This window comes from Mesorhizobium sp. B2-1-3A (assembly GCF_006442655.1).
Taxonomy (GTDB): domain Bacteria; phylum Pseudomonadota; class Alphaproteobacteria; order Rhizobiales; family Rhizobiaceae; genus Mesorhizobium.
This window is the reverse complement of record NZ_VFWK01000002.1, coordinates 494,606-507,065: the sequence shown is the minus strand read 5'-3', so window position 1 is coordinate 507,065 and position 12,460 is coordinate 494,606. Positions and strand designations below refer to the sequence as shown.

The 12,460-nt window shown below is 59.6% G+C and carries 11 protein-coding genes and 1 tRNA gene; 1 reads left to right on the top strand and 11 read right to left on the bottom strand.

The genetic code is table 11. The features are described from left to right. Nucleotides 1-14 precede the first annotated feature (14 nt). Entirely contained in the window at nt 15-2,957 is a 2,943-nt protein-coding gene (locus tag FJ977_RS08975; RefSeq protein ID WP_140770556.1) for a DNA methyltransferase, read from the bottom strand. A gap of 301 nt (nt 2,958-3,258) precedes the next feature. Here FJ977_RS08975 and FJ977_RS08970 point away from each other — a divergent pair. Continuing rightward, nucleotides 3,259-3,341 (top strand) — tRNA-Ser (locus FJ977_RS08970). 213 nt (nt 3,342-3,554) lie between these two features. Here the strand turns inward: FJ977_RS08970 and FJ977_RS08965 are convergent. The 10 genes from FJ977_RS08965 to FJ977_RS08920 form a co-directional block, all read right to left on the bottom strand. After that, nucleotides 3,555-3,947: an aspartyl protease family protein gene (locus FJ977_RS08965; RefSeq protein WP_140770555.1), complete on the bottom strand. Its 393-nt coding sequence runs from the start codon at nt 3,945-3,947 to the stop codon at nt 3,555-3,557. Continuing rightward, a complete protein-coding gene (locus FJ977_RS08960) occupies nt 3,944-4,153 on the bottom strand; it encodes a hypothetical protein (protein ID WP_140770553.1) in 210 nt (69 codons plus the stop codon). The genes FJ977_RS08965 and FJ977_RS08960 overlap by 4 nt, the downstream gene beginning before the upstream one ends. Next, nucleotides 4,153-4,479, bottom strand: coding sequence for a trypco2 family protein (locus FJ977_RS08955; protein WP_140770551.1), 327 nt, complete (start codon nt 4,477-4,479; stop codon nt 4,153-4,155). Before FJ977_RS08955 ends, FJ977_RS08960 begins: the two co-directional genes overlap by 1 nt. Nucleotides 4,480-4,827: 348 nt before the next feature. Continuing rightward, nucleotides 4,828-5,367 carry an NADH-quinone oxidoreductase subunit B family protein gene (locus tag FJ977_RS08950; RefSeq protein WP_140771369.1) on the bottom strand — a complete coding sequence of 180 codons (540 nt, stop codon included), beginning with the start codon at nt 5,365-5,367 and terminating at the stop codon, nt 4,828-4,830. 19 nt (nt 5,368-5,386) lie between these two features. Next, the gene (locus FJ977_RS08945) at nt 5,387-6,904 is read right to left on the bottom strand and encodes a nickel-dependent hydrogenase large subunit (RefSeq protein ID WP_140770549.1); all 1,518 of its coding nucleotides are present in this window, start codon (nt 6,902-6,904) and stop codon (nt 5,387-5,389) included. A 19-nt stretch (nt 6,905-6,923) separates the two neighbouring features. Continuing rightward, the gene (locus tag FJ977_RS08940) at nt 6,924-8,375 is read right to left on the bottom strand and encodes a hydrogenase 4 subunit F (protein ID WP_140770547.1); all 1,452 of its coding nucleotides are present in this window, start codon (nt 8,373-8,375) and stop codon (nt 6,924-6,926) included. After that, the gene (locus FJ977_RS08935; protein WP_140770545.1) at nt 8,372-9,034 is read right to left on the bottom strand and encodes a hydrogenase-4 component E; all 663 of its coding nucleotides are present in this window, start codon (nt 9,032-9,034) and stop codon (nt 8,372-8,374) included. The genes FJ977_RS08940 and FJ977_RS08935 overlap by 4 nt, the downstream gene beginning before the upstream one ends. Beyond that, nucleotides 9,034-9,990: an NADH-quinone oxidoreductase subunit H gene (locus tag FJ977_RS08930; RefSeq protein WP_140770543.1), complete on the bottom strand. Its 957-nt coding sequence runs from the start codon at nt 9,988-9,990 to the stop codon at nt 9,034-9,036. The genes FJ977_RS08935 and FJ977_RS08930 overlap by 1 nt, the downstream gene beginning before the upstream one ends. Beyond that, on the bottom strand, nt 9,981-11,999 hold the full coding sequence (hyfB, locus tag FJ977_RS08925; RefSeq protein WP_140771367.1) for a hydrogenase 4 subunit B: 2,019 nt from the start codon (nt 11,997-11,999) through the stop codon (nt 9,981-9,983). The genes FJ977_RS08930 and hyfB overlap by 10 nt, the downstream gene beginning before the upstream one ends. Beyond that, nucleotides 11,999-12,313, bottom strand: coding sequence for a helix-turn-helix transcriptional regulator (locus tag FJ977_RS08920; protein WP_140770541.1), 315 nt, complete (start codon nt 12,311-12,313; stop codon nt 11,999-12,001). The genes hyfB and FJ977_RS08920 overlap by 1 nt, the downstream gene beginning before the upstream one ends. Nucleotides 12,314-12,460: the final 147 nt, after the last annotated feature.

Genomic DNA, 12,460 nt, shown 5'->3' with positions numbered 1-12,460 from the left:
AATTTCCGCCATTTCTAAGTCTGACTGGCACGCCCTTGGTTGAGGGCAAAAAGTCTCGCTAGGATTTCGTCGTCAGATTGATCGGGTTGCCAGCCATAGATAGCGGCCACGGCATCATCTAGCGTCTTATGAGCATGCTGCAGCCAAGCTGGACGCTCATTGTATAGATTGGTCATTGTGCGCCCTTTCAGCCTCTTTGCAGCCTCTTCGCTGACGGGAACAATCCGATCTGGGAAGCCGGCTATAACCTCGGGTTCTCGTCGAACAAGGTCGGGAGGATTCAGCCAGTTTTGTCGTAGCTCGTCGAGCCGGCGCGCCGCTTCTGCGATCGCGATCGCCCCCGCGTCGGCAGAATAGCTTTCCGTCGGCACATTAGGGGTAAGGGCTCCTGGGAATGGGAAGGTTTCGAACGTCCTAGTGTGGACGTACTCCGGATCGTTCCCCACGCCATGCCGGGCTCCGTAGCGCAAAGACCACAAAGTATGGATGCGAGATTGCAGGATTCCGAATGTGACATCGCAATCCTTCGCCACCACAACTAGCCGCGTATCCGGAACGATAACGCTGTCTAGCCATACGAAGGCTCTGTGTTTTCCTACCCGTGAGGTGGCAATGTATCTCTTGCGTCCCGTTAGTGCTGCCGACAGCTTCGGCCGGGATCGCTGTAACAGCCACCATCTCGCCTGCGATCTCGGCTCGCCATCACGCAGGGGTTTCTCATCCTCACGCTCACGCCTAGCGTTCTCTGCGCGCCACGCTTCCTTCAAGTGCTCGAAGGGCCTTTCGTACAGAGAAGCTTCCTGTTCCGTGATGCTGTCAGGAAACACGATAATCCAGGTATCCGAAGATCGACTGGTTATGTCATCTGCGTTGCGCCATGGTCGCAACACGTCTGCATTTGGCCGGCCATTCGGATTGATTGGTGACGCGATCCATGCGCGGGCAAGGTCTCCAGGGATCTCAAACGGGCCACCGCTAATAGTTCCCTGAAAGCAAATTCTCCGGTTAACGGCAAGCGCGCGCGGATCGTCTATTTCATCTGTGGCGACCAGGTCGGAAGAGATTCGATTCACCTGCTTGCCGTCAAGGGATGCCGGACCGGTGCTCGAACGATCGAAGCAAACAAGGGAAACTCGAACCGCAGCACCGTCCACCGTCCATCTCTCGTCGGACCAGGCATCGAATATCCGTCCCGTGGAGGTGATCTTGTCTAAGACCTTTCGATTGGCCCCGCGCCGGATTGCCTGGGTACCAACCAATCCAGCACCCTGCAGTTGACCGTTTTCTACCAGTTCACCCGCGCGGCGGAACCAGTACATGACCAGGTCGGTACCAGAGGACACACGGTTTGAATATGATCTACGAAGCGCAGCAACGTACTTCTGTCCGAGAACTCGATTCATCTTCTTGTTGCCGAGAAAGGGAGGGTTTCCCACAACTACCGTCGCCGGCGGCCATGAAGCCACCTTCTCTGTATCGGTCAGCACAGCATCGCGGCATTCAATATTATCCAAAGGCTTAAGGACAGGATTCTGGCTAGCCGCAAAGCCGTTTTTTAGCATCCACTGTATCTCGCCGATCCAGACCGACACGCGGGCTAACTCGGCAGCATACGGATTGATTTCTATTCCGAGAACATTCTCCGGCCCGGTAGCGGGCGGTGGTATGAGGTGGGGGAAATCAAAGGAGGCTGACAACGCCTCCATTTCGAGCGAAGCTCTGTGTTCAATATCTTTGAGGGCTTTCAAAGCCAGATAAAGAAAGTTTCCAGACCCGCAGGCCGGATCAAGGACGCGGTAGTCACGCAGTCGAACTAGGAACCGTTCGAATAACTCGACGGCTTTCCTCCTTGAAGTTTCCTCTTTTCTGCGAGCCTGCTGATAGACCTTCTTTGCATCGCTTTGACGCTCTGGGACGCGAGCTCTTTCGTCCTGTGCATTCCTATACAAGGATTCAATCTGCTGTTTGATCATCTCCCATTCGATCAATAGTGGTTTCACTATAACCGGGTTGATAATCATCATGATCTTGTCACGATCGGTGTAATGAGCCCCGAGCTGACTACGCTTGTCTGGATCTAAACCGCGTTCAAACAGCGTACCAAGGATCGATGGATCCACGTCGCCCCAGTACTGAGATGCAGCACGATGCACAAGTTTGATTTCATCCTTGGTGAGCGCGAACACAAGATCATCATCAAATAAGCCACCGTTAAACCATGCGACTTTCTCGAATCCAACGCGACCACCGGATTTCATTGCGACAAAGAGGTCACGAGCGAAGCTCTCAAACTCGCTCGGGTCCTCCATTGCGCGGTCCAGCATTCGGGTGAACATCATGTCTGGGAGGAGTTTCACGTCTTCCGCAAACATGCAGAAAACCATTCGATTGATGAAGTGTGCGACCTTTTCGGGAATATGGCCGCGATCCCTTAGAGACCGAGCAAGATTTGCAAATTCGCCAGCAACTTGCTCGGTCAGCTCCTGCCTGGTCTTTTGCGGACGCAATGCCTCAGGGTCGGATAGTGCCGATTTCAACACTCCCCGCTTTTCGGGGTCATTGAGATCGGTGATGAAAATTTCGTACGATTTAGAGACCGAGTTGGTCCAGTTCGTATGGATTCGAATGGTTGTTCCGATGTCAGAAACAATCAGCAAGGGCGGGTTATCAAGAGCTACAGCATAGCGCTGAAGCTGTGCATATGCTGTATCAAGGTTCGCTCTGGTTCCCTTGTATTCCCACCCGAAGTAGCCACGTTTGAAAACGTCCGCAAACCCGTTTCCCCCCGTTGATTTGGACGCGCCAACCTCAAATCCGTAGTCTTTGCCGGTAGGGTCAGCCTCTGCGGGTGTCGGCTCATCGAGCATGCGGCAAAGGTCGAGAAAATGCTCTTGCGCTGCGGCCCTCTCTTTCAGTTGAGAATTCTGCCATTTTGCAATGAAGGCCTGTGGCGTCATCTGCACGTATTCCCCCATTTGGCCGGAGAAGCCAGCCCACGGAGTACCCTTAACCAGTGGGCTGGAAGACGACAAGCGAGCCCCGCCCTCCCGCTGAAAACGACAGATTTTTTCGCACGGGTATCAATAGTCACGCAAAGTCGGTTGCCCCCATGCCATCCCTTGTGGATTGTCGGGCCGGTCACAACTAAGTCACATCTGTCACAAAATTCGGACCTTCCGACCTTGACGAGGTGTAGGGGTCGGGATACCTCTCTCTCCGTCAACCGGTTGTAGCGAATGAGTTATTTCCGGGATGCAAGCAGTCTCCTACCCGGTTGCAACCGCTTCCTAGCTGCCCTCCGAAGGCAGAGGTCACAGGTTCGAATCCTGTCGGGTGCGCCATTTTTCTACATCCCGTCCAGGATGATCCTTCTCGGCCAAGCCACTCGGAATCGCGGGGCCGGATACAGAGCGCGGCAGTACATAGGTGACAGGCTGGAGCTGGAGAATCTGCCTGAAGATGTGTGACATAAACAATGCCGCAATCTCTCGACGCTGCGTTCCAGCCTTGAAAAATATGGCAGGAACAGAAGCTTAACCATATAGATTATGTTCCTACTCATACAACCAGCCGGTATCGTCCATCCCGAACTTGATTGCGGCGAGGAAACTTTGTCGCCCGAGAAGCGGCTGCGTACCGCCAACAATCACATCAGCCGTTGTCGGTATGCCTTCGACATCGATCTGGACGTTGGGCACTTGCGGCAGAGAAACGGAGCCGGTGGCGCCCAGAACACTGGCCGAGGGAGCGCCCGCAACGTTGATGCCCGTGGCGTTCGCGTCCGCCGCGCTGACCTGACTATAATCCGCCCCGGAATCGACCACAGCCCACAGACGGACAGATCCCGTCGGCCCCACCAGCGTGACTTCGGCCATCGGCCTATTGTCGTAATTGTTCTGCTTTGTGCCGTAGTCATAGCGGTCGGTAAAATCGATGCGATGGGTCATTGCATCACCCCGAAATACACATAGGCGAACAGAGGACCGCGGTGCTCTTTGATCTCGTCCAGATAGCGAGAAAGCAACACCTCATTGGACGCTTCACTAGCCTCAACCTCACCTTTGCGGAAGGCGATCCACTTGCCCTCGTACTGACTGAGGGCTTCGCGGTTCCACAAGGCGCGCAGCCTGCGTGCATCCTCGCTCTCGGCCATCAGGAGCTAGTCTTACGCTTTGGGTTCTTGGGAGCGGCACCGCCCGTTTCCTGGAGATACTGCAGCGCCTTTTTTCCCGGCACTGGCCCGAAGCTGATTTTCACGGTGCTGACTTTTTCCCGCGATCCCTTCGCGGACGCGTCGACCAGCCAGAACTTGATACCACCTCCGGCCTCGGCCGTGGCTGTCACCGCGAGTTCAATCTCGCACCCCATGAACTGCAGAACAGGATCGTCCTTGTTGGCCTTCGCCTGCGCTTCCCGCAGCTCGTTTGCTGTACGAAGGATCAAATCACCGAGGTTGAATCCAAGCGGTACTCCGACCATGCAGTGCTCCCGACGTTGAATTGCCACGGAAGCATATCATAGATTTCGGGCCATCACATCTCTGCACCCCTTCGGCATAACAGACCGAAGGCACGGACTGGTGGCTCAACCCGCTCACGATCGACAGTCAGCACGTGTGTTTTTTATAAATTGCTTGAACAAACAATCACATAGGAGTTCCCAGTTTCATCCTCTCCGGTGCGCCATTTTAGACAGGCCGCCTTGCTTCAGCTTCACGCCGCGATCGTTCAACGCTCCGCTTTCACATCGAAACCGGGGCAGCCGGGATGCCATTTCAGCCTGGAGGCTTTTGCTGCCTGGTGGCGGAAAAGCCCGCCACATCGATCGTCAACTTCGGGCAACAGCGGCCCTTGAATTCACGCCCTCAAGCAAGGCGAGCAGGCCTTTCAGAATTTCGAGGGGCGGTGGCGGGCAGCCTGGAATGTGCAGATCGACAGGCAACGCCTCCGACACTCCGCCCATCACGGCGTAGCTGCTGGCGAAACAGCCGCCGTTCAGGGCGCAATCGCCGAGCGCGACCACCCATTTGGGGTTGGGAGTTGCGTCGTAGGTCCGCTTCAATGCCTCGCTCATGTTTTTGGTCACCGGCCCGGTGACAAGCAGGACATCGGCATGGCGCGGCGATGCGACGAACCGGATTCCAAAACGCTCGATATCGTAGAAAGCGTTGTTGAGCGCGTGCATCTCGAGTTCGCAACCGTTGCAGGAACCGGCATCGACTGCCCGGATCGACAGGCTTCGCCCCAATCTTCTATGAGCAACCCCATTGAGGGCGCGTGCGAGTTCGTCAACCGCCGCGTCGCTTACTCGCGGCGGACGCTCGGTCAGCGGCGGGCGTATCAGGCTTTCGAAGAGGAGCTTGCGCATGATGGCTTGCCTTGAACCCTTAGAGGTCGTGTCCTGAATACGAGCAGTTGAACGATTTGTTGCATAGCGGGAAGTCGGCAACGATGTTGCCTTCGATGGCCGCTTCCAGCAGCGGCCATTGAAACCATGACGGATCACGCAGGTGACAGCGCTCGACCAGGCCGCTTTCACCAATGCGCAGCCAGGCCAGAATGTCGCCCCGGAAACCCTCGACGAGCGCCATGCCTTCATGCGGTCCGCCTGTCCGTGCAAAGTCGACACGGATCGGTCCGCCCGGCAACTGTCTCAGGATTTGCTCGACCAGGGACAAGCTCTGTTCGACCTCGTGAATGCGAATCCAGACACGGGCGTTCACGTCGCCTTCCTGGAGGAGAGGGACATTGAAGTTGAGCGCGTCATAGGGAGGATAAGCCAGACTGCGTCGCGCATCGAAGTCCCGACCGGAGGCCCGGCCGACATACCCTCCGGCACAATATTGTCGAGCGAGTTCCACCTTCAGCCGCCCAGTTGCGACTGTCCGATCCTGCAGCGACGCGGTGTTGTCGTAGAGTTCCACAAGCGCCGGAAACCGCTGTCTGATCTCCGCGATCAGGGACCAGATCGCTGTTGTCCCCTCGTCGTTCAGGTAGGCCGCCACTCCTCCGGGCACGACGCGGTCGCGCATCAAACGGTGGCCGAAGGCGGCGTCGCTTGCCCGCAATACGCGCTCGCGCAGGACGCCGCAGTGAGCATGCATGAGTGCGAAGGCGGCGTCGTTGCAGATGGCGCCGATGTCGCCCAGATGGTTGGCCAGACGCTCCAGCTCGGCCATGAGCGCTCGCAGCCAGACCGCGCGCGCAGGAACCTCGATACCCAGGGCCGCTTCCACCGCACGGGAAAAAGCAAGGGCGTATGCCAGGGTACTGTCGCCAGAGATCCTGCCCGCCAGCTTGGCGGCATGGTCGATATCGGACCCCGCCATCAAGCCTTCCATGCCCTTGTGCGTGTACCCCAGGCGTTCCTCCAGCCTGACGACCGTTTCGCCGCTCGCTGTAAATCGAAAATGCCCTGGCTCGATGATGCCGGCATGCACGGGCCCGACCGGGATCTGATGCAGGCTTTCCCCCTCGGCAGGCAGGAATTGGTAAAGGGGCGCCGCCGCAACGGAGGTCCGGGCGCGGGCATTCAACGGGAAGCTGATGCCCCAGTGGCCATGATCAAGCCACCGTCGCGTATCTGGCGCGCCTTCCGGCAAGAGACCGAACAGGTCCGCGGCCGCACGTTCAAGGCGCAGTGCTGGCGGATGCAGCAGGCCGACCGACGGGTAGCGGCCATCCGGACACGGCAGGCTGACAACGCCGATGTCCCCGACGGCCTCGTCGAGCAGTGCCATGTGGACGGTGCCTGGCTCGCCCCAAAGACCGAGCAGGCTCCAGTGCCCTTCGGCCAGTTGCTCGGCGGCAAAGCTCCATTCTTTCGAAGTCACCACCGCGCGCGACCACGGGAGATGGTTGTCGACGCCCTTGCCGGCAAGGATGAGCTCGGTCAGTGCGGGCATGTGCTTTCTCCCGTCCGCTTCATCCCAGAAGGTTGGCGACATGCTGGAACCATATGACCAGCGGTGGTGGCAGATAGATGCCGGCGGCAAACACAAGCGCCAGGTGGGAATACATCGGAACGTAGGACGCCTCGGCGGGCGCGGTGCTGCCTCGCGGTTCGCCGAAAGCGACGCCGGTCAACCGAAGCAGCAGGGCGCCGAAAGCGAGCAGAATCCCGAATACCAGAGGAATCGCCAAAAGGGGGTGCCTTGCAAATGTCGAACTCACGACCAGGAATTCGCTCATGAAGATGCCCAGCGGAGGCAGGCCGGCAATGGCAACGACGCCGATGACGAGCGCCCAGCCAAGCCCCGGATGCGTTTCCGTCAGCCCCCGGATCTCGGCAATGTTCTGTGTTCCCTTGATCTGGGCGATGTGGCCGACCGTGAAAAAGATCGCCGACTTGGTCAGGCTGTGCATGACCATGTGCAGCAGCCCGGCAAAATTGGCGAGCGGGCCACCCATGCCGAAAGCGAACACGATGATGCCCATGTGCTCGATCGAGGAGTACGCGAACAGACGTTTGATGTCGCGGCGGCGGTAGAGCATGAAGGCCGCGAAGATGAGGGAGGTGAGCCCCATCGTGATCATCAATGGCCCAGGCGCGATCGCGTCCGGGCTGGCCGCGAGCAGCAGCTTGAAGCGCAGCACCGCATAGAGCGCGACGTTGAGGAGCAGCCCCGACAACACCGCTGAAATCGGCGTCGGGCCTTCCGCGTGCGCGTCGGGCAGCCAGGCATGCAAAGGCGCAAGGCCAACCTTCGTCCCATAGCCGAGCAGCAGGAAGACGAAGGCGACGTTCAGCAACGCCGGGTCGAAGCGCGCCGCGTGCTCGATAAGCACCGTCCAGACCATGGCGTTCGTGCCTTCGCCGACAATCGGCTGCGCGGCCATGTAGACGAGGATGGTGCCGAAGAGGGCAAGTGCGATGCCGACGCTGCCGAGTATGAAATACTTCCAGGCCGCCTCCAGCGCCTCGTGCGTGCGGTAGATGCCGACCATGAGCACGGTGGTCAGCGTGGCAAGTTCCACCGCCACCCACATCAAGCCGATATTGTTCGACACGAACGCCAGATTCATGCCGAACATCATGATCTGGTACATTGCGTGATAAAATCGCAGATTCGTCGCCGTCAGGCGTCCCGTATCCAGTTCGTGCGCGATGTATGAGGCGCTGAACACACTGGTCGTGAAGCCGACGAACGTGTTGAGGACGATGAAAACGATATTGAGATCGTCGACGAGCAGATACTGACCGGGCTGCGGCCGATCCGTGAAGAGAAGCGACACCGCAGCGATCAAGGTCAGCAGGCTCGCGGCGACATTGAGGCCAGCCGTTATCCGATAGTTCGGCAGGGTCGCCAGGAGCGCGGCCGCGCCGACCGGTATCAGCAAGACGGCGGCCACTGCATCGAGGGAAAACGCGGTCAACGGTGTTCCCCCCTGTAGTCGTCGAGCGCGCCGACATCGACCGAGTCGAATCTCTCGCGTATGCGGAACAGGAAGACGCCGATGACGATGAAGGCGATCAGAATCGAGAAGGCGACACTGATCTCGACAACCAGCGGCATGCCCTTGGCGCCCGTGGCGGCCAGCACCAGGCCATTCTCGAGCGACATGAATCCGACAACCTGGCTGACCGCGTTCCGGCGGGTGACCATCACCAGGAGCCCAAGCAGTATGATGGACAGCGCGAAGGCAAGATCCTCGCGGGCTAGGGGGTCGGCCTCGGGAGTGACCCGCAGCATCAGCACCATGGAAAGGGTCACCAGGCCTATCCCGGCAAGCATGGTTGGACCGATCCCGACGGCGGTCTCGATGTCGCGATGGATGCCGAGCCGCTGGATGATGCGGTGCAGGCCGACAGGAATGATGATCGCCTTGAAGATGAGGGCGATCGCCGCCGTGACATAGAGGTGATGGGCGTCCTGGATGTAGGCCTGCCAGGCCACGGACAGGGCGAGCACGATCGCATGAAGTGCAAAAACGTTGATCAGGGCGAAGAGGCGATCCTGGTACAGCATCATGAAGCTGACCAGCACCAGGCCGCCGGCGAGCAGATGGGCGATGTCGAAGGTGAGGCCGTTCATCAGAGGCTCCGCGAGACGAACAGCAAGAGCGTGCCGAGCAACGCCAGCATGAGTGCCGCGCCCAGAAAATCCGGGACGCGGAAAACGCGCATCTTGGCGATCGCGGTCTCAAACACGGCGAGGAGAATGCCGCACAAGGCAAGTTTGCCAAGATAGGTCACGGCACCCAGGGCAAGTGATTTCGGCCCGGCCCCGACACCAGCCAGCCCCCAGGGGAGGAAGACGCAGGAGATCAGCGATACATAGAGCAGGAGTTTGAGGAAGGCCGCGAACTCGATCATCGCCAGATGACGGCCGGAATACTCCAGGACCATCGCCTCGTGGACCATGGTGAGCTCCAGGTGGGTCGATGGATTGTCCACTGGTATGCGGGCGTTTTCGGCGACCGCCACCATCACGAGAGCGATGAGCGACATTCCGAGCGATACCCGCAGGCCGACCTGCGGCGAGCCCATGAAAGCGGCGACCGTGGACAACTGTGTCGCTCCGGCGACCAGCGCCAGGCTGAACACGATGAGCAGCATGGCGGGCTCGGCCAGCGAAGCGATCATCACCTCGCGGCTCGAGCCTATGCCGCCGAAGCTGGTGCCGACATCCATCCCTGCCAGCGCCAGGAAGAAGCGGGCGCTTCCCAGCAGCGCGACGATAGCTATGAGATCCGCGGTCCAACTGAAAGTGAGCCCGGTTGCGAATGTCGGGACAAGCGCGGCCGCGACCCAGGTGGCGGCAAAGATCAGATAGGGGGTCACGCGAAACAGCCAGGATGCGTTGTCTGCCAGAACGACTTCCTTTCGCATCAGCCGCAGGAGATCGCGGTAGGGCTGGATCAGCGATGGACCCTGGCGGCGCAAGAGTCGTGCCTTCACCTTGCGCACGAACCCGATCAGGAGCGGCGCCAGCAAAAGTACCAGCATCATCTGTGCGCCCTGAACGGCCAACTCAAGGATCAGGGCCATAGTGCGAGCACCAGAAGCAGGACGATGAGAAAGAGAAATACAAGGGTCAGGTAGCGCCTGATCGTCAGGAACTGCAGATGGTTCAGGTGGTCGGTCGCAAAGTCGATGGCCCTGCCGATGGGCAGGTAGAACGTTTCCCAGATCACATCGTGGATTTCGACGGTCAAACGAGCCGGGCCGGTTTCGCCAGGCGCCGGCACTTCGACTTTTTCCCGCGCGCGGAATGCGAACGTGCCGAAGACGCGTCGAATGGGCTGTGCAAAGCTTGCCGATGTGTACTGCGCGGCAGGCGTTACGTCAGGGAAGCCGCAACCCCAGGCCGGGCCGCGGCGGAGCGCATGCGAGGCGAAGCGGTGAATGACGAATGCCGCGAACGATGCGGAGACCGCGATGAACAGGAACACCAGCAGGCCGTTGTAGGAACTGCGGCTCGCCGCGATCGGCACGATCGACAGCCATGGCTCAGCCATCTGCACAGGCATCCGGCTGCCAAGCAGCGGAAGTGTCACCGATGAGAGGCCGTCTATGACAAGCCCCGGCACAATGCCGGCCAGGAGACAAAGAGCCGCCAGGGTGAACATTGCCGCTAGCGAATAGCGGTCGACCTCGTGCGCCGGTTCCACCGCGGCCGAGCGTGGCCGGCCGAGGAATGTAATCCCGAACGTCTTCACGAAGCAGGCAGCGGCCAAGGCCGCCGACAGCGCCAGTAAACCGCCAACGGCGGGCACCATGACTTTCAGTCCCCACTGTGGGAGATCGGGACTTTGCAATATGGCCTGGAAGGCCAGCCATTCGGAAACGAAGCCGTTGAACGGCGGAAGCGCCGAGATCGCCACGCAGCCGACCAGAAAGGCAAAACTGGTCAACGGCATACGGTGGATAAGACCGCCCAGTTTCTCCATGTCCCGCTCTCCGGTTGCCGTCAGCACGGCGCCCGCGCCGAAAAACAGCAGGCTCTTGAAAAAGGAATGGTTGAGGACGTGAAACAGCGCGGCGGTGAGCGCCAGCGCCGCGGCCGACGGCATGGCGTTCGCCTTGAAGGCCAGGGCAAGGCCAAGGCTGACGAAGATGACGCCGACGTTTTCGATGGTGCTATAGGCAAGAAGCCGCTTCAGGTCCTTTTCCATCAAGGCGTAAAGAATGCCGAGGACGGCCGTCAGGCCGCCCAGGAAAAGCACCACGACGCCCGACCACCATGCCGGCTCGCCCAGCAGGTCGAAAATGACGCGTATGAAGCCGTAGATGGCGACCTTGGTCATGACGCCGCTCATCAGAGCCGAGACGTGGCTTGGCGCGGCCGGGTGAGCCAGTGGCAGCCATACGTGCAGCGGCACCAGGCCAGCCTTGGAGCCGGCGCCCAGCAGCATCAGGGCCAGGACCAAAGCGGCGACGAGCGGGGTGGATGTAGCCGCACGCATCGCTTCGAACGTGTAGTTTCCGCTCGGCCCGGCCAGCAGGCCGAACGCGAGCAGCAGCGCGAGCGTGCCGAAGCTCGCCATTACGAGATATATGTAGCCCGCTCTCGCATTGTCCTGCTCGCGATGGTGCGCCATCACGAGCGCCCAGGAAGCGAGCGACATGAATTCCCAGGAAAGCAGGAAGGTGAAGGCGTCGTCCGCCAGCACGACCATATTCATCCCGGCGAGGAAGGCGGGGAAGAACGGCAGCACCCGATGCGGCGCGGACTCATGCCTGCCGTAGCCGAGGCCGTAAAGACTGGCCATGGCGCCGCCGAAATTGACGACGACGAGGAAAAAGGTCGAGAGCGCGTCCAGACGGAAATGAGCGCCAATCCATGGCAGCCCAAGCGGCAGCGCGGCAGTCGACGGGGTTACGGGATCATCGGCGATACGGCTCGCGAGAACCAGGAGCACGGCCGCCGATATGCCTAGCGTCAGGCTGTAGACCAAGCGGGTTCCCGAGCCCGATGCGCGGCTTGACGCAATCGCAAGCACCGCGGTTCCCAGGAGCGCGGCAACGCTCCACAGGAGGACCGCGGCCCCCGAAATCACGCCACACTCCTCACAAAGACCTTGGCGTCCGTATCGACCCCGCCCAGAATTCTGGCGGGATCAAAATCTGCCTTCAGCCGCACGCCGCGCCCGCCGATTTGGCTGGAGGCGCCTTCAGAAATCAACTCGACGCCGGCGAGGTCAAGCGCGCCGATCAGCTTCATCAGGGAATCCACATTGCCCCGGATAATCGACTCGCTGGCTTCCATACGTTGAATTGTCGGCACCGAAAGGCCGGACAATTCGGCAAGCCTGCGCTGGTCGATGCCGAGGAGCGCCCTCGCGGCACGCAACTGTGGAGCAGTTATCACGGTCGCATCCCCCTTTTCGATCAGCTTTGACGTATTATCTCTAACCGCTGCAGCATATATTAAAATGCAGCGTATTCAAATAATGATGCGTGACGCATCTGTCTTGAGGTTGTAGAAAACCGGGAGACATGAGTTGGGAGGCGCTGA